This window comes from Micromonospora sp. NPDC092111 (assembly GCF_044755745.1).
Lineage (GTDB): Bacteria > Actinomycetota > Actinomycetes > Mycobacteriales > Micromonosporaceae > Micromonospora.
Window position 1 is genome coordinate 193,003 of the sequence record NZ_JBIVRQ010000004.1, and the last position, 20,265, is coordinate 213,267.

The 20,265-nt window shown below is 73.8% G+C and carries 19 protein-coding genes, 3 tRNA genes and 1 riboswitch; of the genes, 16 read left to right on the forward strand and 6 right to left on the reverse strand.

All coding sequences use genetic code 11. The annotated features are described in order from the left end of the window. Positions 1-42 precede the first annotated feature (42 nt). The 3 genes from ACIQG9_RS11495 to ACIQG9_RS11505 are packed head-to-tail and all read left to right on the forward strand — an operon-like array spanning position 43 to position 4,647. Positions 43-2,574, forward strand: coding sequence for a ribonucleoside-diphosphate reductase subunit alpha (locus ACIQG9_RS11495; protein WP_400400962.1), 2,532 nt, complete (start codon positions 43-45; stop codon positions 2,572-2,574). A gap of 41 nt (positions 2,575-2,615) precedes the next feature. Beyond that, positions 2,616-3,572: a ribonucleotide-diphosphate reductase subunit beta gene (locus tag ACIQG9_RS11500; protein WP_400400487.1), complete on the forward strand. Its 957-nt coding sequence runs from the start codon at positions 2,616-2,618 to the stop codon at positions 3,570-3,572. 13 nt (positions 3,573-3,585) lie between these two features. Beyond that, positions 3,586-4,647: a DNA glycosylase AlkZ-like family protein gene (locus ACIQG9_RS11505; protein ID WP_400400489.1), complete on the forward strand. Its 1,062-nt coding sequence runs from the start codon at positions 3,586-3,588 to the stop codon at positions 4,645-4,647. 281 nt (positions 4,648-4,928) lie between these two features. Here ACIQG9_RS11505 and ACIQG9_RS11510 read toward each other — a convergent pair whose 3' ends face one another. Beyond that, a complete protein-coding gene (locus tag ACIQG9_RS11510; protein ID WP_400400491.1) occupies positions 4,929-5,162 on the reverse strand; it encodes a flavin reductase in 234 nt (77 codons plus the stop codon). A 563-nt stretch (positions 5,163-5,725) separates the two neighbouring features. Here ACIQG9_RS11510 and ACIQG9_RS11515 point away from each other — a divergent pair. Continuing rightward, positions 5,726-6,493 (forward strand): Scr1 family TA system antitoxin-like transcriptional regulator, encoded by a 768-nt coding sequence (locus tag ACIQG9_RS11515; protein WP_400400493.1) that lies wholly within the window; start codon positions 5,726-5,728, stop codon positions 6,491-6,493. Beyond that, positions 6,484-6,675 carry a DUF397 domain-containing protein gene (locus ACIQG9_RS11520; protein WP_400400496.1) on the forward strand — a complete coding sequence of 64 codons (192 nt, stop codon included), beginning with the start codon at positions 6,484-6,486 and terminating at the stop codon, positions 6,673-6,675. Before ACIQG9_RS11515 ends, ACIQG9_RS11520 begins: the two co-directional genes overlap by 10 nt. A gap of 1,116 nt (positions 6,676-7,791) precedes the next feature. On the opposite strand, the gene bluB is transcribed toward ACIQG9_RS11520, so the two are convergent. After that, positions 7,792-8,418, reverse strand: coding sequence for a 5,6-dimethylbenzimidazole synthase (gene bluB / locus ACIQG9_RS11525; RefSeq protein WP_400400499.1), 627 nt, complete (start codon positions 8,416-8,418; stop codon positions 7,792-7,794). A gap of 33 nt (positions 8,419-8,451) precedes the next feature. Next, positions 8,452-8,651, reverse strand: a riboswitch (cobalamin riboswitch). Between the two features lie 86 nt (positions 8,652-8,737). Between bluB and ACIQG9_RS11530 the strand changes: the two genes are divergently transcribed. Next, entirely contained in the window at positions 8,738-9,493 is a 756-nt protein-coding gene (locus tag ACIQG9_RS11530; protein ID WP_400400502.1) for a crotonase/enoyl-CoA hydratase family protein, read from the forward strand. Positions 9,494-9,518: 25 nt separating this feature from the next. Here the strand turns inward: ACIQG9_RS11530 and ACIQG9_RS11535 are convergent, their stop codons facing one another. Next, the gene (locus ACIQG9_RS11535; protein ID WP_400400504.1) at positions 9,519-11,003 is read right to left on the reverse strand and encodes a dihydrolipoyl dehydrogenase family protein; all 1,485 of its coding nucleotides are present in this window, start codon (positions 11,001-11,003) and stop codon (positions 9,519-9,521) included. A gap of 139 nt (positions 11,004-11,142) precedes the next feature. After that, positions 11,143-12,054: a phytoene/squalene synthase family protein gene (locus ACIQG9_RS11540; protein WP_400400507.1), complete on the reverse strand. Its 912-nt coding sequence runs from the start codon at positions 12,052-12,054 to the stop codon at positions 11,143-11,145. Positions 12,055-12,119: 65 nt separating this feature from the next. Here ACIQG9_RS11540 and ACIQG9_RS11545 point away from each other — a divergent pair, with 65 nt between their 5' ends. The 9 genes from ACIQG9_RS11545 (at position 12,120) to ACIQG9_RS11585 (ending at position 18,584) form a co-directional block, all read left to right on the forward strand. Next, complete coding sequence (locus ACIQG9_RS11545; protein WP_400400509.1) at positions 12,120-13,274, forward strand: polyprenyl synthetase family protein; 1,155 nt, start codon at positions 12,120-12,122, stop codon at positions 13,272-13,274. A gap of 28 nt (positions 13,275-13,302) precedes the next feature. Continuing rightward, entirely contained in the window at positions 13,303-14,784 is a 1,482-nt protein-coding gene (gene crtI, locus ACIQG9_RS11550; RefSeq protein WP_400400512.1) for a phytoene desaturase family protein, read from the forward strand. A 4-nt stretch (positions 14,785-14,788) separates the two neighbouring features. Beyond that, entirely contained in the window at positions 14,789-15,409 is a 621-nt protein-coding gene (gene idi / locus ACIQG9_RS11555) for an isopentenyl-diphosphate Delta-isomerase (RefSeq protein ID WP_400400514.1), read from the forward strand. Then, positions 15,399-16,340 (forward strand): MerR family transcriptional regulator, encoded by a 942-nt coding sequence (locus tag ACIQG9_RS11560; protein WP_400400517.1) that lies wholly within the window; start codon positions 15,399-15,401, stop codon positions 16,338-16,340. The genes idi and ACIQG9_RS11560 overlap by 11 nt, the downstream gene beginning before the upstream one ends. Before the next feature lie 73 nt (positions 16,341-16,413). After that, on the forward strand, positions 16,414-17,202 hold the full coding sequence (locus tag ACIQG9_RS11565; RefSeq protein ID WP_400400519.1) for a polysaccharide deacetylase family protein: 789 nt from the start codon (positions 16,414-16,416) through the stop codon (positions 17,200-17,202). 143 nt (positions 17,203-17,345) lie between these two features. After that, a tRNA-Glu gene (locus tag ACIQG9_RS11570) sits at positions 17,346-17,418 on the forward strand. Positions 17,419-17,450: 32 nt separating this feature from the next. After that, a tRNA-Asp gene (locus ACIQG9_RS11575) sits at positions 17,451-17,527 on the forward strand. A gap of 104 nt (positions 17,528-17,631) precedes the next feature. Further along, positions 17,632-17,705, forward strand: a tRNA-Phe gene (locus ACIQG9_RS11580). 354 nt (positions 17,706-18,059) lie between these two features. Beyond that, on the forward strand, positions 18,060-18,584 hold the full coding sequence (locus ACIQG9_RS11585; protein WP_400400521.1) for an SRPBCC family protein: 525 nt from the start codon (positions 18,060-18,062) through the stop codon (positions 18,582-18,584). A gap of 9 nt (positions 18,585-18,593) precedes the next feature. Here ACIQG9_RS11585 and ACIQG9_RS11590 read toward each other — a convergent pair whose 3' ends face one another. Then, the gene (locus tag ACIQG9_RS11590; protein ID WP_400400524.1) at positions 18,594-19,301 is read right to left on the reverse strand and encodes a DUF2786 domain-containing protein; all 708 of its coding nucleotides are present in this window, start codon (positions 19,299-19,301) and stop codon (positions 18,594-18,596) included. A gap of 127 nt (positions 19,302-19,428) precedes the next feature. Here ACIQG9_RS11590 and ACIQG9_RS11595 point away from each other — a divergent pair, with 127 nt between their 5' ends. Continuing rightward, complete coding sequence (locus ACIQG9_RS11595; RefSeq protein WP_400400527.1) at positions 19,429-19,842, forward strand: hypothetical protein; 414 nt, start codon at positions 19,429-19,431, stop codon at positions 19,840-19,842. 29 nt (positions 19,843-19,871) lie between these two features. On the opposite strand, the gene ACIQG9_RS11600 is transcribed toward ACIQG9_RS11595, so the two are convergent. Continuing rightward, entirely contained in the window at positions 19,872-20,261 is a 390-nt protein-coding gene (locus ACIQG9_RS11600; protein WP_400400530.1) for a hypothetical protein, read from the reverse strand. Between the last annotated feature and the right edge of the window lie 4 nt (positions 20,262-20,265).

Below are 20,265 nucleotides of genomic sequence, written 5' to 3' on the forward strand. Positions count from 1 at the left end.
GAGCACGTGACGGCGTCATCCACCCTCGCCCCCGTCGGGGCGCTGCGGGACCTGCTGCACCGGCACCACCACGACCTGCCCGACACCGACCCGGGGCGGATCCTCGCCCTGGTCGAGTCGGGGCGGACCGCCGACGCCGACCCCGGCGAGCTGACCGAGCTGGCCATCGCGGCGGCGGCCGGGCTGACCGCCGAGGAGCCGGCGTACGCGACGCTCGCCGCGCGCCTGCTCGCCGGGCGGATCGCCGACGAGACCACCGGCCAGGGCATCACCACGTTCGGCGACAGCGTCGCGGCAGCGTACGCGGAAGGGTTGCTGGACCCGGGCTTCGCCGGCTTCGTCGCGGCGCACACCGCCACCCTCGAAGCCCTGGTCGACCATGCCCACGACGACGCGTTCGAGTACTTCGGCCTGCGCACGTTGCACGACCGCTATCTGCTGCGCCACCCGCACACCCGGGCGGTGCTGGAACGGCCGCAGCACTTCTGGCTGCGGGTGGCGGCCGGCCTGTCGGACACCGTCGCGGAGGTTGGCGAGCTGTACCGGGCGATGGCCCGGCTGGCCTACCTGCCCAGCTCGCCGACCCTGTTCAACGCCGGGGCGCGGCACCAGCAGCTCTCCTCCTGTTTCCTGGTCGACTCGCCCCGGGACGAGCTGGACTCGATCTACGAGCGTTACGCGCAGGTGGCGAAGCTGTCCAAGTTCGCCGGCGGGATCGGCATCTCGTTCTCCCGGGTGCGCTCGCGGGGGTCGCTGATCCGGGGCACCAACGGCCGTTCCAACGGGATCGTGCCGTGGCTGCGCACCCTGGACGCCAGCGTGGCGGCGGTCAACCAGGGCGGCCGGCGCAAGGGCGCGGCCTGCGTCTACCTGGACACCTGGCACGCCGACATCGAGGAGTTCCTGGAGCTGCGGGACAACACCGGCGACGAGGCCCGGCGTACGCACAACCTGAACCTGGCCAACTGGGTGCCGGACGAGTTCATGCGCCGGGTCGAGGCGGACGCCGACTGGTCGCTGTTCGACCCGAAGGAGGTGCCGGAGCTGGTCGACCTGTGGGGCGACGAGTTCGACGCCGCGTACCGGGCGGCGGAGGCGGCCGGCCGGGCCGTCCGGACCCTGCCGGCCCGCACGTTGTACGGCCGGATGATGCGCACCCTGGCGCAGACCGGCAACGGCTGGCTGACGTTCGCCGACGCGGCGAACCGCACCTGTAACCAGGTCGGCAACGGCGGCGGGGTGGTGCACCACTCCAACCTGTGCACCGAGATCCTGGAGGTGACCAGCGACGACGAGACGGCGGTCTGCACCCTCGGCTCGATCAACCTGGCCGCCCACCTGATCCCGACGCCGACCGGCGCCCGCACCGACCCCGCCGCGCCCCACCCAGTCGCCGGAACCGGCGTCGACCCGGCGGGCCTGACCCCCGGAACCGGCCCCGACCAGGCGGAATCCGCCGCCGGAACCGGCTTCGACCGGGCGCAACCGGCCGCTTCGACCGGTGTCGACCGGCCGGGCCTGGCCGTGGACTTCGTCGGGCTGGCCGCGACGGTCCGGCTGGCGGTGGGGGCACTGGACCGGGCGATCGACCGGAACTGGTTCCCCACCGAACAGGCGCGCACCGCGCACCGGCGCTGGCGTCCGCTGGGGCTGGGCGTGATGGGGCTGGCCGACGTGCTCGCCTCGCTGCGACTGCCGTTCGACTCGCCGGAGGCGCTGGCGCTGTCCACCCGGATCGCCGAGGAGATCGCCCTCGCCGCGTACGACGCCTCCGCCGACCTGGCGGCGGCAGGTGGGCCGCACCCGGCGTACCCGCTGACCCGGGCCGCCGGCGGGGTGCTGCACCCGGACCACTGGCCGGCCGTCCGGCCGACCCGACCCGAGGCGTGGGCCGCCGTACGGGACAAGGTCGCCCGGTACGGGCTGCGCAACTCGCTGCTGGTGGCGATCGCCCCGACCGCCACCATCGCCTCGATCGCCGGCTGCGCCGAGTGCGTCGAACCGCTGGTCTCCAACGTCTTCAAGCGGGAGACGCTGTCCGGGGAGTTCCTCCAGGTCAACCGGCACCTGGTTGCCGACCTGAAGCGGCTGGGCCGGTGGGACGCGGCCACCCGGGACGCGATCAAGCGGGCGGACGGCTCGGTGCAGGGGCTGGACCTGCCGGCGGCCCTGAAGGCGCTGCACCGCACCGCGTGGGAGTTGCCGCAGAAGGCGCTGATCGACCTGGCCGCCGCCCGCGCGCCGTACGTGGACCAGTCGCAGTCGCTGAACCTGTTCCAGGCCAGCCCGACCATCGGCCGGCTCTCCTCGATGTACGCGTACGCCTGGCGGGCCGGGCTGAAGACCACCTACTACCTGCGCTCCCGCCCGGCGACCCGGATCGCCCAGACCACGGTCGCGGCGACACCGGCCACCGCCCCGATCCCGGCCGACCTTACCGGCCCGGCCGACCTGACCGGCCCGGACGGCGTTTCGGCGCGGGCCACGTCCGCCCTGCTCACCCTGTCCGTCGGCGAGAGCGACGCGGTCGCCTGCTCGCTGGAGAACCCCGAGATCTGTGAGGCCTGCCAGTGACGACGCTGCTCGACCCCGGTATGGATCTGACCCTGCGACCGATGCGCTACCCCGACTTCTACGAGCGGTTCCGGGCCGCGATCCGCAACACCTGGACGGTGGAGGAGGTGGACCTGGCTTCCGACGTACCCGATCTGGCGAAGCTGTCGGACGGCGAGCGGCACCTGGTGCACCGCCTGGTGGCGTTCTTCGCCACCGGCGACTCGATCGTGGCGAACAACCTGGTGCTCAACCTCTACCAGCACGTCAACGCCCCGGAGGCCCGGCTGTACCTGTCCCGCCAGCTCTACGAGGAGGCGGTGCACGTCCAGTTCTACCTGACCCTGCTCGACACCTACCTGCCCGACCACGACGAGCGGGTGAAGGCGTTCGCGGCGGTGGAGCACATCCCGTCGATCCGCGACAAGGCGGAGTTCTGCTTCCGCTGGATCGACTCGATCGGGGCGCTGCACCGGCTGGAGAGCCGGGCGCACCGGCGGGCGTTCCTGCTCAACCTGATCTGCTTCGCCGCCTGCGTGGAGGGGCTGTTCTTCTACGGCGCCTTCGCGTACGTCTACTGGCTGCGCTCCCGGGGGTTGCTCTCCGGGCTGGCCACCGGCACCAACTGGGTGTTCCGCGACGAGTCGATGCACATGGAGTTCGCCTTCTCGGTGGTGGACACCGTCCGCGCCGAGGAGCCGGCACTGTTCGACGACGAGATGGCCGACGAGGTACGGCGGATGCTGGACGAGGCGGTGGCGGCGGAGCTGGCCTTCGCCCGGGACCTGTGCGGCGACGGCCTTCCCGGGATGAACACCGCCGACATGCGCCGCTACCTGGAGTACGTCGCGGACGCCCGGCTCGCCCGACTCGGCCTGCCCCCGGCGTACGGGTCGACGAACCCGTTCCCGTTCATGGAACTCCAGGACGTACAGGAGCTGACGAACTTCTTCGAGCGGCGGGTGTCGGCGTACCAGGTGGCGGTCGGCGGGGAGGTCAGCCTGGACGACGACTTCTGAGTAGCCTTCCGGGATGCCTGCCCATCGGCTCACCCGGGACGAGGCCCGACGCATCGCGGTCCGGGCCCAACTGCTGGACGTACACCGGCCGGCGGACCTGGCGACGGTCCTGGACCGGTTGACGTTCCTCCAGTTGGACCCGACGGCGGCGGTGGCGCCCAGCGCCGACCTGGTGGCGTGGAGCCGGCTGGGTGCCGGGTACCACCCGGACCAGCTCCGCCTGGCGGTGGAGCGGGACCGGACGGCGTTCGAGCACCGGGCGATGGTGCGGCCGATGGCCGATCTGCGGCTCCACCTGGCCGAGATGGCGGCGTGGCCGGCGGACGCGCGGCGGCGGGACTGGCTGGCGGCGAACGACTCGTTCCGCCGGTACGTGCTCGACCTGCTGCGCGACTCCGGCCCGCTGCTCTCCCGGGACGTACCGGACCGCAGCGTGATGCCGTGGCCGTCGACCGGCTGGACGAACAACCGCAACGTCACCCAGATGCTGGAGTTCCTCGCCGCCCGGGGCGAGATCGCCATCGCCGACCGGATCGGCCGGCAACGCCGCTGGGACCTGGCCGAGCGGGTCTACCCCGCCGGCACCCCGGTCGTCTCGGCGGACGAGGCGCGCCGGCTGCGGGACGAGCGGTGGCTGCGAGCGCTGGGCATCGCCCGCCCGTCGGTGGTCGGGGAGGCCGGCGAGCCCGCCGAGGTCGACGGCACGTCGGGCAGGTGGCGGGTCGACCCGGCCGCGCCGCACCAGCCGTTCGCCGGGCGTACCGCGCTGCTGTCGCCGTTCGACCGGCTGATCCACGACCGCAGGCGGACCCTGGAGCTGTTCGACTTCGAGTACGTCCTGGAGATGTACGTACCGAAGGCGAAGCGGCGCTGGGGCTACTTCGCCCTCCCCGTACTGCACCACGACCGGCTGATCGGCAAGGTCGACGCGACTGCGGACCGCAGGGATGCGGTGCTGCGGGTGACCGCCGTCCACCGGGACGTCCCGTTCACCCCGGCGATCGCCGAGGCGGTCGACGCCGAACTGTCGGCGTTGGCGTCCTGGCTCGGCCTGGCCGAGGTACGCCCCACCTGACGCGTGGTCGTCGCCGAGTCCCCACCCGCTCCGGAGTGGGCAACTCCGGCCGGTCCGTGCCGGCGACGTCCAAGCGGTCCCGGCGGTCCCGGGGTGCCGAGGTGCCGGTCGTCCCGGGGTGCTGGCGTCCCGGCGGTGCTGGCGGTCCCGGGGGTGCTGGCGTCCCGGCGGTGCTGGCGGTCCCGGGATTCCGGGGGTTCCAGGGGGTGCCGGGGGTGCCGGAGTCCGTGTTGGACACGCCCCCGTTGGCTTGCCGTGACAGGCCGCCCGGCCTGCCGTCGTCACCTGTCCCCCGACCACCGCGCCCGCGCCCAGGTGAGGAAGCGCCTGGTCAGTTCCTCGGGGACGACGTGCCCGTTGAGCTGGGATAGCTGCGCGCCGGCCTCCGCCATCAGGGTGCTCAGGTAGACCAGCAGGGCGGTCCGGTCCTCGCGGTACTCGACCAGCAGGGCGAGCCGGGCCGGCTGGCACGGCCACTCCGCGCCGCAGCCCCGGCACCGCCACAGTGGGCGCATCGGCAGATGCGGTCGGGCGGCCCGGTTCACGCCGTCACCCCGTGGTCGAGGTAATGCGGCTGGCGGTGCTGCCGTGGGTGAGCCGGCTCAGGCTCACGGCGCAGTAAGCGGATCCGCACTGCGGGTCTCCCTTCACATCAGGGCCGGGGCACCCCCAACCTGGGCCGGGAGGATCCCGACCTGGTCAGCCGCCCCAATCTGGGCCGGACCACCCCGACCTGAGCCGGGCCACCCCGACCTGAGCCGGGCCACCCCGACCTGGGCCAGGGAACTCCCGACCCGAGCCGGGGAACTCCCGACCCGAGCCGGGGAACTCCCGACCCGAGCCGGGGAACTCCCGACCTGGGCCGGGGAACTCCCGACCTGGGCGGGAATCCCCACTGGGGGCCGGGGCCACCCCGACGTCGTCGGCGGGGCAGCCCTGGTACTGACGCCGACCGCCGGGCTCGCTCACCTCCACCGGCCGCGCCGTCCTCTGCGGACCACCCTGCCGTGAGTGGTCGGACAGATACACGCCGTAAGGGTATGGTCGACAGATATTTGGGACGTCCGATGGAGGGGCCGTGAACGATGCGCTGCGCTCAGCGCTCAACGAGACCGGATACACCACCGAATCCCTCGCCGAGCGAGTCGGAGTCGACCCGAAGACGGTCGGTCGCTGGTTGAGCGAAGGGCGGATCCCCCACGCCCGGCACCGGGTCGCAGCGGCGGACGCCCTCCGCCGGGACATTGCAGACATCTGGCCGGACACTTCAAGACGTCGTGAGCCGGTGTGGTTCCGCCCCTGGCAGGAGATCGAACGTGAGGCGGTGTCGCTGCGGTCGTTCGAGTCTGTCGTGCTCCCCGGCCTGCTCCAGACCGAGTCCTACGCCCGAGCGGTCCTCATCGGCGCCGGCACCCTGCCTCGGGGCGATGTCGAGCGGCACCTCGCCGCCCGGCTCGCCCGCCAGGCCATCCTGAAGCGGGAAGATCCGCCCCAGCTCACGGCCGTCGTCGACGAGGCGGTCCTGCGCCGACCGGTCGGCGGACGCGGAACGATGCACGAGCAGTTGCGCGCCCTCATCGAAGCCTGCCGCGAACCGCACGTCAGGGTGCACGTCGTGCCCTCCACAGTGGGCTCGTACGCCGGCCTGAACGGCCCCTTCGTGGTCGCCACCTGCCCGGACCACCGGCTGGCCGGCTACCTCGACAACCAGCTCCAGGGACAAGTGGTTAGCGATGTCGATGACCTCGCGGCGATAATGGCGGCGTGGGAGAACGTGCGTGGCGAGGCGCTGTCCCACTGGCAGTCAGTCGACCTCATCAGGGAAGTGGCGGAGACATGGAGCTGAGAGACGCGCGGTGGCGGAAGAGCAGCCGCAGCAGCGGCAACGGCGGCAACTGCGTCGAGGTCGCCGACAACCTGCCCGGCATCGTCGCCGTCCGCGACTCCAAGGACCCCGACGGCCCAGCCCTCACCTTCGCCCCCGTCGCCTGGCACACCTTCATCACCCAGGTCACCCGCCGGGCCTGACGTCCCGTCCAGCACCCACCGGGCCCACCTCCCCCACGGCGCCAACCCCACGGGGCTCACGTCCCGCACAGCGCCAACCACCCGGCGGGCGTCGCGCGCTGTCGTGGTACCTGGGTATGCGCGATCCGTTGACGTCATCAGCTCTATAGCGTCCGCATCCGTCCACCCGAAGACGGGAGACGTACCCGGAGATCCAGGGGCGGTCGGCGGCCCACCCCCAACGTCCTTTCGGCCGGCCCAACCCCAACCGCCCCGCTCCGCTCCGCCCCGCCCGCACCGTCGTGACCCGCTCCCGGCTCGCTCGCAGAATCCACACCGCAATCGGCGCCCCGCCCCGGCCCCGCCCCGACCCGACCCGCCCCGACCCGCCCCGACCCGCCCCGACCCGCTCCGTTCCGGCCCGACCCGACCCGCTCCGTTCCGGCCCGACCCGCCCCGACCCGCTCCGGCCCGCCCCGACCCGCCCCGACCCGCTCCGTTCCGGCCCGACCCGCCCCGACCCGCTCCGTTCCGGCCCGACCCGCCCCGACCCGCTCCGTTCCGGCCCGACCCGCCCCGACCCGCTCCGTTCCGGCCCGACCCGCTCCGTTCCGGCCCGACCCGCCCCGTTCCGGCCCGCCCTACCCCGACCGGCGGCTTGATCAACTCCATGCCGGGGATATGGCGGCATCCGGGCCACGCAGACACCACCACATCGCCGAAACGGCGTCGGCCGCACCAGCCCAGGGCCACGAGACGCGCGGGGCTCCCGGGGGCGGGGACACGGGAGCACGGGCACGGGGAAACGGGGCACGGGGAAGCGGGCACGGGGAAACGGGGCACGGGGAAGCGGGCACAGGGACACGGGCGCGGGAGCACGGGCACGGGGAAACGGGGCACGGGGAAGCGGGCACAGGGACACGGGCGCGGGAGCACGGGCACGGGGAAACGGGGCACGGGGACGACGGCCGATGCTGACGAACCAGAGCTCGCTCGCTACGCACGGTCGGCGAACCGTAGCTCCGCCGCCACGGGAGCACCGGGCACGGGAGCACCGGGCGCAGGGACGGGGACGGGATGGGACGGGGACGGGACGGGGACGGGACGGGGACGGGGACGGGAGGCGGGACGGGGGCGTTAGGGGGTGGTGGTCCAGCGGTCGGTGTGCAGGGCTGCGGCCAGGGGGCGCTTCTGTCGCCAGCCGTGCCGGGCCAGGTCGGGTACGGATTCCAGGTGCGTCACCGGGCCGACGCAGAGCCAGGCGACCGGCCGGACGCCCGGGGGGATGCCGAGCAGGTCGGCCAGGAACGGCTCCCGGTAGAAGGAGACCCAGCCGACGCCGAGACGTTCGGCGGTGGCGGCCAGCCAGAGGTTCTGGATGGCCAGGCAGACCGAGTAGAGGCCGGCGTCGGCGATGGCGTGTCGGCCGAGTACGGCCGGCCCGCCCCGGGACTCGTCGTAGGTGACCACGATCGACAGGGTCGACTCCAGCACCCCATCGATCTTGATACGGGCGAACCGCTCGGCCGCCACCCCGGTCAGGGTGGCGGCGAAGACGTCCCGTTCCCGCTGGACGTGCTGGTGGAAGCGTCGGCGCAGGTCGCCGTCCCGGACCAGGACGAAGTCCCACGGCTGGGTGTAACCGACACTGGGCGCGGCGTGCGCCGCGTCGAGGATCCGGTGCAGGGTCCCGTCCGGCACCGGTTCCCCGGTGAACTCGGCCCGGACGTCCCGGCGGCGGTGGATGGCGGTGTACAGGTCCACGGCAGGCTCCCGCTGCGCTCGGCCCACCACGCGGGTGGGCGGTCGACGCGAGGCCGGTCTTCGGACTCCCGGATCGACGCCGCACCGTCCGCCTTCCCAGCCGTACGGCCAGTGGCTGCGCTGTCGCGCGTGGACGGTGGCTCCCCGGTCACCGCGGCGGGCCCGTGCCGGAGTCGCACCGGCTTCCCAGATTCTCCCCGCTCGCGCGGGGCACCTCGCATGGTCGTTGCCGACGCAGATGCTAACGGTGCCCCGTCGGGCCGGCGTTCCGGCGTCGACACCCTGGCGTCGCCGCGCGGGCAGCGGGCATGCTGTCCGGATGGCCGTACACGTCACGCACGACGGACCGGTGACCACGGTGATCCTCGACCGGGCGGCGTCGCGCAACGCCGTCGACGGCCCGACCGCGCGGGCCCTCGCCGACGCGTTCCGCGCCTTCGAGGCCGACCCGGACGCCCGGGTCGCGGTGCTCTGGGGTGCCGGCGGCACGTTCTGCGCGGGCGCCGACCTCAAGGCCATCGGTACGCCCAGCGGCAACCGGGTCGAGCCCGAGGGCGACGGCCCGATGGGCCCCACCCGGATGTCGCTGTCCAAGCCGGTCATCGCCGCGATCTCCGGGTACGCCGTGGCCGGCGGCCTGGAGTTGGCGCTCTGGTGCGACCTGCGGGTCGCCGAGTCCGACGCGGTGCTCGGGGTGTTCTGCCGACGGTGGGGGGTGCCGCTGATCGACGGTGGCACGGTACGGCTGCCCCGGCTGATCGGTGAGAGCCGGGCGATGGACCTGATCCTCACCGGGCGGCCGGTGCCGGCCGCCGAGGCGTACGCGATGGGGTTGGTCAACCGGCTGGTCGAGCCGGGTGCGGCGCGGACGGCGGCCGAGCGGCTGGCCGCCGAGATCGCCCGCCACCCGCAGACCTGCCTGCGCAACGACCGCGCGTCGATGCTGGCCGGCGGCGGCCTCGCCGAGTCCGACGCGCTCGCCACCGAACTGGCGTACGGGATGGACTCGTTGGCGGCGGACGCCCTGGCCGGCGCGGCCCGGTTCGCCGCCGGCGCCGGCCGGCACGGCGGGTGAACCGGGCCGGGCGGGCCGGGGTGGCTCAGCTCAGGTCGGCCAGGGCGCTCTCGATGGCCCGGTGGAACGTCGGGTACGCGTAGATCATGTGCCGGAGCTGGCTGACCGGGACGGCCGCGTGCACCGCCACGACCAGCGCGGACAGCACCTCGCCACCGGCCGGGCCGACCGATGTCGCACCGATCAGCACGCCCTGGTCGGCGTCGGCCACCAGTTTGATGAAGCCCCCGGCGTCGGTCTTGTGGATCCAGCCCCGGGTGGACGACGACAGCGGGGTGAACCCGACCTGCACGTTGATGCCCCGCTCACGGGCCTGCTTCTCGGTGAGCCCCACCGCGCCCACCTCCGGATCGGTGAAGGTGACCCGGGGCAGCGCCCGGTAGTCGGCGCGCGGAACGGTGCCGGCGGCACCGCTCGGGCCGGCCGCCCCCATCGCGCCCCCGACCGCGCTGGCCGCGCCCATCGCACCGCCCACCACGCTGGCCGTGCCGCTGGCGTCCGGGCCGCCCTCGGCCCGCCGGGCGTGGTCGAGCACGTCGGCGACCACGATCGCCGCCTGGTACATGGCGATGTGGGTGAACGCGCCCTCGCCGGTCACGTCGCCGACCGCCCAGACCCCGTCGGTGACCCGCAGCCGGTCGTCCACCGGCAGGTAGCGCTGGGCGGCGTCCACCCCGATCGTCTCCAACCCCAGTTCCGCCAGGTGTGCCCGGCGGCCGGTGACCACCAGCAGCCGTTCGGCGCTGAACGACCGCTCGCCACCGTGCAGGGTGAACGTGGTGCCGTCGTGGCTGACCCGCTCGGCCTTGACCCCGGTCCGGATCTCCACCCCGTCGGCGCGCAGCGCGGCGGCGGCCACCTCGGACGCCTCCGGCTCCTCGACGGCGAGCACCCGGTCGGCCGCCTCGACCACGGTCACCCGGACCCCGAACCGGGCGAAGACCTGTGCGAGTTCCAGCCCGATCGCCCCACCGCCGAGGACCAGCAGGCGCTCCGGCAGCTCCGCCACCTCGATCGCCTGGTGGTTGGTCCAGTAGGGGGTGTCGGCCAGCCCGTCGATCGGCGGGATCGACGGGCGGGTGCCGGTGCCGATGACCACGCCGTACCGGGCCTGGAAGACCTGCTCGCCGACGCGGACCCGGCCGGGGCCGTCGAGCCGTCCGCTGCCGCGCAGGAACCTGCCGCCCTTGCCGGTGAACCGGTCCACCGCGGCCTGGTCGTTCCAGGTGTCGGTGGCCTCCTCCCGGATCCGCCTGGCCACCGGCGCCCAGTCCGGCTGGACCTGCGCCGACCCGGCCAGCTCGTTGACCCGCCGCGCCTCGGCCAGGGCGTTCGCCGCCCTGATCATCATCTTGCTCGGGATGCAGCCCCAGTAGGGGCATTCCCCGCCGACCAGGTCCCGTTCGACGCCGACCACCGTGAGGCCGGCCTCGGCGAGTCGCCCGGCCACCTCCTCGCCCCCGACGCCGAGCCCGACCACGACCACGTCCACCAGTTCCGGCTCCGCCATCCCGCCAGCATTCCGCACCGACCGGGGCACGGCCACCGGTCCGCGCCGGATTTACCGCACCGGGAGGCCACCGACGGGGTACCCCACCCCGGACCGCCCCCGCTTCGTGCTCGGCGACGGCGAGCCTCGGCGCGGCCGGTCAGCGCAGCGCCGGTCCGGGCACCACGACCGGGGTGCCGGTGGGGGTGAGCAGGGCGCGGGCGGCCACCGCCAGCCGGCGACGCTGCGGCACCAGGGCCCGCCGGACGAACACGTCGTACCCCCGGGCGGCGACCTCGTCGAGGATGCCGCCGTAGAGCGCGTACGCGGTGCGCATGCACGCCTGGGAGGCCGGGGCGAGCAGGGTGATGCCGGGCGCGGCGGCTTCGTAGTGGGCCTGGGCGCGGGTCACCTCGTACTCGATCAGCTCGCGGATCCTCGGGCCGGCCCGGCCGGCCGCCCGGGCGGCGAGCAGGTCCGCGCGGGTGAGGTTGAACTTGGCCAGGTCCTCGTCGGGCAGGTAGGTGCGGCCCCGGTCGAGGTCCTCGGCGACGTCCCGGATGAAGTTGGTGAGCTGGAAGGCGAAGCCGAGCTGGCGGGCCGGTTCGCGGGCCGCCGCCGGGTCGGAGCTGCCGAGGATGGGCAGCATCATCGTGCCGATGACCGCCGCCGACCCCTCCATGTAGTCGAGCAGGTCGTCGTAGCTCGGGTACGACCTGACGGTCAGGTCCATCGCCATGCTGCGCAGGAACGACGCGAAGTCGGCCCGGTCCAGGTCGAAGATGGCGATGGTGTGCAGCACCGCCGGGAGCAGCGGGTCGTCGACCGGCTCGCCGTGCAGACCGGCCACGAAACGGGACCCCCAGGCGTCGAGCCGGGCGGCGCGTTCGGCCGCCGGCAGGTCCTCGGTGCGGTCCACGATCTCGTCGGCGTACCGGGTGAATCCGTACAGGGCATGCACATGCCGCCGTTTCCACCCGGGCAGCAGCCGGGTGGCGAGATAGTAGGTACGCCCGTGTCGTCGGTGCAGGTCCTGGCAGCGGGCATAGGCAGCGGTGAGATCGGTGTCCACCGGACCTCCTCAGGATTCGACGCAGAAATCGACGCAACTCGCAACCCTAGGGTACGCTCGCCCTCATGGCCAACGACGCAGTTGCGGGTAATACGCTCCGCGTCGCGCCGGCACAGCCGGGAGCGACGGACGATCCGGTCCGGGGCGTACTGGCCGCGTTCACCACGGACCTGACCACCGCGGTCGACGAGACCCTGGCTGCCTTCCTGGCCAGCGAGGTCGACTCGCTGACCGAGATCGACGCGGCGATGGGCGGCTTCGCCGCGACGGCGCGCGACTGCGTGCTGGCCGGCGGCAAGCGGGTCCGCCCCACCTTCGCGTACTGGGGCTGGCGCGGCGTGGTCGGCGGCGACGGGCCACTGCCCTCGGTGCTGCCGGCACTCGCCGCCCTGGAACTGCTGCACACCTTCGCACTGGTGCACGACGACGTGATGGACGCCTCGGACACCCGGCGCGGCCTGCCCACGGCACACCGGGCCGCCGCCGCCCGGCACGTCGCGGCCGGGCACACCGGCGACCCGGACCGGTTCGGCGAGACGGTCGCCGTGCTCGTCGGCGACCTCTGCATGGTCTGGGCCGACCGGCTGCTCGGCCACGCCACCGTGCCGCCGTCCCGGCTGCTCGACGTACGGCGCTGCTACGACCAGATGCGCGTCGAGACGATCGCCGGGCAGTACCTCGACGTGCTCGGCGAGAACGACGCGGCGAACTGGTCGGTGGACCGGGCCCTGCGGGTGGCCCGCTACAAGACCGCCAGCTACACCGTCCAGCGTCCGCTGCTGTTCGGCGGCTGCCTGGCCGGCGTCGACGCCGACGCCCCGCAGATCGCCGCGTACACCCGCTACGGCCTGGCCGTCGGCGAGGCGTTCCAGCTCCGCGACGACCTGCTCGGCGTCTACGGCGACCCGGCGACCACCGGCAAGCCGGCCGGGGACGACCTGCGTACCGGCAAGCCGACCGCGCTGCTGATGCTGGCCCGCCAACTCGCCGGCCCGACCCAGCGGCGGGCGCTGGACCGGGCCGGCACCGCGACCGGCGACCGGGAGGTGGCCCGGCTGGCCGAACTGGTCGCCGACACCGGGGCCGTCGCCCGGATCGAACGCATGATCTCCGACCGGGTCGCCGAGGCGCTGACCGCGCTGGAGACCGCGTCGATCGACCAGCCGGCACGCACCGCGTTGACCGTGCTCGCCACCGCCGCCACGATGCGACGGGCATGATGGGCAACTTCGCGAAGGAGGTGGTCACGTGCGGACCGTGAACGGACGTACGGACCGGGTGGTGGTCGTCGGCGCGGGCCTGGGCGGGCTGGCGTGCGCGCTGCACCTGGCCGGCAGCGGACGGCAGGTGACCGTGCTGGAGCGCGAGCCGGTGCCGGGCGGCCGGGCCGGCCGGCTGGGCGTCGACGGGTACGAGTTCGACACCGGCCCCACCGTGCTCACCATGCCCGACCTGATCGCCGAGGCGCTGGACGCGGTCGGCGAGGAACTGGCCGACTGGCTCGACCTGACCCCGCTCGACCCCGCCTACCGGGCCCACTACCCGGACGGCTCGACGCTGGACGTGATCACCGACACCACCCGGATGGCGGCCGAGATCTCCCGGGTCTGCGGCCCCCGCGAGGCCGACGGCTACCTGCGGTTCGTGGACTACGCGCGGAACCTGTGGCGCTGGGAGCGGGCCGACTTCATCGACCGCAACCTGGACGCGCCGACCGACCTGCTCACCGGCAACCTGTTGAAGCTGCTGGCCAACGGGGCGTTCCGGCGGCTCCAGACGAAGATCAACCAGTTCTTCGCCGACCCGCGTACCCAGCGGATCTTCTCCTTCCAGGCGATGTACGCCGGCCTCGCGCCGCACGACGCGCTGGCCATCTACAGCGTCATCGCGTACCTCGACTCGGTGGCCGGGGTCTACTTCCCGCGCGGCGGCATCCACGCGGTCTCCCGAGGGATGGCCGGCGCCGCCGAGAAGCACGGCGTGCAGATCCGGTACGGCACCACGGTGACCCGGGTGGAGACCGCCAACGGCCGGGCCACCGGGGTGGTCACCGCCGACGGCGAACTGGTCCCGGCCGACGTGGTGGTGCTCAACCCGGACCTGCCGGTCGCCTACCGCGACCTGCTGCCCGCCGGCCGGCAGCGGAAACTCACCTACTCGCCCTCCTGCGTGGTCCTGCACGTCGGATCGACGCAGGGGTATGAGAAGATCGCCCACCACAACATCCACTTCGGGCGGGCGTGGAAGGGCACCTTCGACGAGGTGATCGGGCGCGGTGAGCTGATGAGCGACCCGTCGCTGCTGGTCACCAACCCGAGCCGGACCGACCCGTCGGTCGCCCCGGCGGGCCGGCACACCTACTACGTGCTCGCCCCCGTGCCCAACCTCGACCGCGCCCCGTTCGACTGGCGGGGCGACCTCGGCCGCCGCTACGCCGACCAGCTCGTCGGGACGCTGGAGGAACGCGGGTACGTCGGCTTCGGTGCCGGCATCGAGGTGTTGCGTACGATCACCCCCGCCGAATGGGAGGAACAGGGTATGGCCGCCGGTACGCCGTTCGCCGCCGCGCACAGCCTCTTCCAGACCGGGCCGTTCCGCCCGTCGAACCTGCACCGGAGCCTGTCCAACGTGGTCTTCACCGGATCCGGCACCCAGCCCGGAGTGGGAGTGCCGATGGTGCTGATCTCCGGCAAGCTGGCCGCCGGCCGCATCACCGGCCTCGGCCGGTGATCGCGTGAAGTCCCGGGAAGCTCACCTGGTCGAACTGGTCGACGACGCCGGTCAGGTGCTCGGCGAGGCCACCGTCGCCGCCGCACACCAGTCGCCGGGCCGGCTGCACCGCGCCTTCTCGGTGCTGCTGGTCGCCCCGGACGGCCGGGTGCTCCTGCAACGACGGGCCGCGGTGAAGACCCGGTTCCCCCGGCGCTGGGCCAACTCCTGCTGCGGCCACCCGCAGCCGGCCGAGTCGCTGGCGGAGGCCGCCAACCGGCGGCTCGCCGAGGAGCTGGGCGCCGACCCGGTGACGCTGACCGAGGTCGGCGTCTACCTCTACTACGCCGAGGACCCGGTCACCGGCCGGGTCGAGTTCGAGTACGACCACGTGCTGCGGGCCGACGTGCCGGCGGACCTCACCCTGCGACCGGACCCGGACGAGGTGTCCGAGCTGCGCTGGGCGGACCCGACCCGGCTGATGGCCGAGATCGACGCCGACCCCGGCACGTACGCGCCCTGGCTCGGCGGGGTGGTGAGCCGACTGCTGCGCCCGACACGGCCGACCGGCGACGCCCCCGCCGGCACCGACCTCCCGTCCGACCCCAGGGCGGACGACGCGTCGGAGCGGTCGGGTGGCCAATGAGGCGCTGAGCGCGGGGGCCGTGGCACGCCGACTGGGCGTGGCGGTCACCACGCTGCGCACCTGGCACCAGCGCTACGGCCTCGGTCCCAGCCAGCACGTCCCCGGTCACCACCGGCGCTACACGCCGGCCGACCTGGCCCGTCTGGAGATCATGCGCAGGCTCACCGCCGAGGGGGTCACCCCGGCCGAGGCGGCCCGCTGGGCGAGGCAGAGCCCGACCGCCGGCCCCGGCGTGGGGCTGCGGCTGCGTACCGGAGCCGGCCGGGACGGCGGCGGACAGACCATCCCGGTCGGCCGGGCCGGGCCGGTGGCCCGGGGGCTGGCCCGCGCGGCGATGCGGCTGGACGCCGCCGGAATCGGCGAGACGATCTCCCACGCGCTGGCCGCCGACGGGGTGGTGGCCACCTGGGACGGGCTGCTCCGGCCGGTGCTCGCCGGCATCGGCGAGCGGCACGCCGCCACCGCCGGGCTGATCGAGGTGGAGCACCTGATGTCCCGGTGCGTCTCCGAGGCGTTCGCCACCGTCGCCCGGTCCGGCCGGCCCACCGGCCCGGCCCGGATCCTGCTCTCCTGCGCCGACGAGGAGCAGCACACCCTGCCGCTGGAGGCGCTGGCCGCCGCGCTCGCCGAGGCGGGCGTGGCGTACCGGATGCTCGGCGCGCGGGTGCCGGTGGCGGCACTGGTCGAGGCCGTGAACCGGACCGGGCCGGCCGCCGTGGTGGTCTGGTCGCACCTGCGCGCCACCGCCGACCCGGGACAGCTCGCCGCCCTGCTGGCGGTGCCGCGCCGGCCACTGCTGGTACTCGCCGCCGGGCCGGGCTGGCGGGCCGACACGCTGCCCGCCGGGGTGGTCCGACCGGTCGACCTGGCCGAGGCGGTCTCGCTGGCGCTGGCCGTCCGGGACTCGTTGGACCAGTCGACGGGGGACTGACCGGGCCTGACGAAACGGGACAACATGAACTACCGTCGGGTCCGTCCGCGTACCCCCACCCCCCGGAGTGACGATGCGTTCACGCCCCGTCCTGGCGGTTCTCCTCGGCCTGCTCCTGCTGGTCGCCGGCTGCGGTGACCAGCACCGGACCACCCGGCCTGCGGCGGCACCCGCCCCGACGGCCAGCACACCGGAGCCGGCCCACACACCGGCACCGACGCCGTCGCCCACCAGCAAGCCCAAGCCCCGGCTGCGGCCGAAGCCGAAGACCCTCCCCGCCGGCCTGCGCCGGGCGACCGGGGTACGCGCGGTGGCGCTGACCTTCGACGACGGCCCCGACCCGACCTGGACGCCGAAGGTCCTCGACCAGCTCCGGGCGGCCCACGTCAAGGCGACCTTCTGCGTGGTCGGCACCCAGGTGCGCAAGCACCCGGAGCTGGTGGCCCGGATCGTCCGGGAGGGGCACCAGCTCTGCAACCACAGCTGGCGGCACGACTTCGACCTGGGTCGCCGGCCGGAGGCCGAGATCCGGGCCGACCTGGTCCGCACCAACCAGGCCATCCGGAAGGCCGCCCCGGGAGCCAAGGTGCCGTTCTACCGCCAGCCCGGCGGCCGGTGGACGCCGGAGGTGGTGGCGGTGGCCAAGCAGCTCGGCATGCGGGCGCTGCACTGGACCGTCGACCCGCAGGACTGGGCGAAGCCCAGCTCGGCCACGCTCACCAAGCGGGTCGAGCGCGCCGCCCGCCCCGGCGCGATCGTGCTGATGCACGACGGCGGCGGTGACCGGAGCCGTACGCTGGATGCCGTGCCGCACGTCATCCCCGACCTGAAGCGGCGCTTCGGCATCGCACCACCGCGCTGAGCTGGCCTTTTGCGCGCGAGTGTGCCGGCGGCCATACCGGTTTGGTCGACCGACGGGGGATGACATATGCTTCTCATGCCTCCGGCGGGGCCGGATGGGAGCAAGTCCGCTTGAAGTTGCGAGTGTGCAATGATGGCGGGGCCGCCCTCATCGTCTAGCGGCCCAGGACGCCGCCCTTTCAAGGCGGTAGCACGGGTTCGAATCCCGTTGGGGGCACGGTCCGGCTCTGCCGGATGCAACATCAGCTAGGTCCTGTGGAGCAGTTGGAGTGCTCGCCGCCCTGTCAAGGCGGAGGTCGCGGGTTCAAGTCCCGTCAGGACCGCCAGCGCCGACGCCGCGTGCACCATTGCGCGGCGTTCTGCGTATGGGGGGCGTGTCACCCCGTCGGCGGAGAACCCGTCCGGCGGGTAACATGTCCCGAAGCACCACGGCCAGGTAGCTCAGTTGGTACGAGCGTCCGACTGAAAATCGGAAGGTCGGCGGTTCGACCCCGCCCCTGGCCACATAGCCTTTCGCCGGGCTACAGAAAGCGGTGACCTGCGGAAACGCGGTCACCGTTTTCGTGTGTCCGGACTCTCCCAGCCCGGCCACCGAAAGCCGACGGCCTGGCGGACCCCTGAGGCCCAGACCGACCGGACGACGTCGACCCCCGGCACTGAGATCCACACCAGGTCGCCGACGTGGCGGCTTGCGGGCCGCGCCGACCCCGCCACGTCGGCGATCTGGCGTCGAGCCCGGCGGCCACCCGTCCCGGCGGCGTTGCCCGCTGCCGCCCCGGTCGGTGCGGGATCGACTGTCTGGAAGCAGCCTGTACGCGAAGCTGCACACCGATGCATCAGCCGGTATGGTCCGGGCCTATGGGGCAGGAGATGGCGGATCCGGAGGGCGTCCGTCAGGACGTCGACCGGTACTCGCTGCGCTGCGCGCTCCTCGCCCCGGCCACCGCGGAGCAGGCGTTCGCGGTCTTCACTGGCGCGCTGGCCGACTGGTGGGTACGCGAGTACACCTGGTCCGGGCCGGCGGCGCTGGCCGAGCTCGGGATGGAGCCACGGGCCGGCGGCATGCTCTACGAGATCGGACCGTACGGCTTCCGGGGCGACTGGGGTCGGGTGCTCACCTGGGACCCGCCCCGCCGGCTCGTCTTCACCTGGCAGCTCGGCCCCGACCGGGTGCCGGTGCCCGATCCGGCCCGCGCCAGCGAGGTGGAGGTGCTGTTCCTGCCGGACGAGTCGGGGCAGGTCCGCGTCGAGTTGGAACACCGGCACTTCGACCGGCACGGCGAGGCCGCCGAGGGTTACCGTGCCGCGCTGACCGCCGGCTGGCACGAGCTGCTCGGCCGCTACCTCGGCACGCTCACCCGCCGCGTCACCGGCGCGAGCTGAGCCGGCCGGTCAGCGGGCGATCCCGCGTTCCTTGGCCGGCCCACCCACCACACCGGACCCGCCCAGGTCCGCCCGCTGGCCGGCCGCCGCGCCCGCGTGGAAGCCGGAACCGGCGAGGCGGCGGGTCGGGGCGGTCCGCAGCCGGGGGTAGACCTCGGCGACCCGGCGGGCCACCCGGTCCGAACGGTCGGCCAGCACCAGGGCCACCGAGGAGGCGTCCCGTTCGGCCGCCGCGACCGTCTCGGCGGTCCGCAGCCGCTCCCCGACCACCCGGGCGAAGCCGGCCAGCCAGGACCGGCGGAACGCCGCCGGGTGCTCGCCGGGCGGGACCACCGTGCCGGCGAGCCCGTGCGCGGCCTGCACCAGCAGCGAGGTGAAGAGCAGGTCGACCCGCTCCAGGTCGCTGGCGAAGCCGAAGAGGTGCATCGCGAAGCCGCTGCCCTCGTGCCGGCGTACGCAGCGGCAGCGCAGTGGGTCGGCCACCGCCGCGAGCAGCCCGGCCTTGTCCCGGGCGTACGGGGCGACGACGTCAACCACCCGGTCGCCGACCGGGTCGGTGGCCGGGTCGCGGGCGGCCAGCAGCGCCCGGTCCACGCCGTACCGGGCGATCAACTCGGTGGCCTTGGCGGTGAAGGCGGCTGCCTCGGCGGGCGTGCAGGCCGGGTCCTCGGCCTGGGCCAGCAGCTTGCGCACCTTGCTGAGCATCGCCTCGGACATCCGTCACAGGTACCACAGCAGCTTCCCGGGTCTGTCACAGCGGGGCCAGAGATCGACGGCTATCATCGCCACCCATGGTGCCCTGTACGCACCCCAGGTCCGTCCCCTCTTCCCCCGGAGGCTCCGCATGACATCACCGGTCGCCCGGCTGACGGCAACCACGGCCGCCCTGTCCCTGCTCTGGTACGGCACCCCCGCCCAGGCCGCCCCGGAGACGAATCTGGCCGGGTCCACCGCCACCTGTTACGGCGGCGCGGTCCGCTCCTACTTCCAGACCGGCGGCTGGGGCGGCGACGCCGGCCCCTACCAGGCGAGCACCCGGTGCCGGGACGTCAACGTCCGCAACGCCAGCGAGTTCGGCACCGAGGCGTGCGTGGTCTTCATCGACCGCACCAACGCGTGCAACTACCTGACCTACCTGCCGGCGAAGTCGAACTGGATCACCATCGCCACCGACGTGCGCGACGGCGCGAACTTCAAGGTCCGCTTCTCCAACCTGCGCTACGAGTACGAGCCGTTGGTGGCGTACCACGCGTTCTGAGTCCGGTCGGCGCGGCGGACGCCGGGACGTCAGGCGGACCGGCTGCGCAGGGTGGCCACGGTCGAGCCGGCGAGGGTGAGCAGGCAGTCCGGTAGCTGGCCGTCGGCGACGGCCGCCCCGAAGAGCGCCTCGCCGGTGTCGGCGTCGTGGTTGGCGTACGCGCTGACGAAGCGGGCCACCCAGCGGGTGTCGTACCCCGCCTCGTCGATGCCCGGGAAGTCCAGCGCGCAGGCGCCGGACGGGGGAGCGTCGCCGACCATGGCGGCGGCGAGCGTCCAGGCGACCGTGTACGCCCCGGCGAGGCCGGACCGGTCCACCACGGCGTCGAAGGTCCCCACCACCGCGTCACCGTCCCCGGCCAGCGCCGAATGGAGCACGGCGGTCGCGTCGGCGAGCGTCTGGTCCCCTACGTCGGTCACCTGG

Bases quoted from the DNA above. Each gene is read 5' to 3' on its own strand.
- ACIQG9_RS11545 (WP_400400509.1), top strand. From the start codon at position 12,120: ATGGCCAACGACGCAGTTGCGGGTAATACGCTCCGCGTCGCGCCGGCA.
- ACIQG9_RS11590 (WP_400400524.1), bottom strand. From the start codon at position 19,301: ATGTCCGAGGCGATGCTCAGCAAGGTGCGCAAGCTGCTGGCCCAGGCC.
- ACIQG9_RS11510 (WP_400400491.1), bottom strand. From the start codon at position 5,162: ATGCGCCCACTGTGGCGGTGCCGGGGCTGCGGCGCGGAGTGGCCGTGC.
- ACIQG9_RS11530 (WP_400400502.1), top strand. From the start codon at position 8,738: ATGGCCGTACACGTCACGCACGACGGACCGGTGACCACGGTGATCCTC.
- ACIQG9_RS11585 (WP_400400521.1), top strand. From the start codon at position 18,060: ATGGGGCAGGAGATGGCGGATCCGGAGGGCGTCCGTCAGGACGTCGAC.
- ACIQG9_RS11565 (WP_400400519.1), top strand. From the start codon at position 16,414: ATGCGTTCACGCCCCGTCCTGGCGGTTCTCCTCGGCCTGCTCCTGCTG.
- ACIQG9_RS11595 (WP_400400527.1), top strand. From the start codon at position 19,429: ATGACATCACCGGTCGCCCGGCTGACGGCAACCACGGCCGCCCTGTCC.
- ACIQG9_RS11500 (WP_400400487.1), top strand. From the start codon at position 2,616: ATGCGCTACCCCGACTTCTACGAGCGGTTCCGGGCCGCGATCCGCAAC.
- ACIQG9_RS11535 (WP_400400504.1), bottom strand. From the start codon at position 11,003: ATGGCGGAGCCGGAACTGGTGGACGTGGTCGTGGTCGGGCTCGGCGTC.
- ACIQG9_RS11505 (WP_400400489.1), top strand. From the start codon at position 3,586: ATGCCTGCCCATCGGCTCACCCGGGACGAGGCCCGACGCATCGCGGTC.
- ACIQG9_RS11520 (WP_400400496.1), top strand. From the start codon at position 6,484: ATGGAGCTGAGAGACGCGCGGTGGCGGAAGAGCAGCCGCAGCAGCGGC.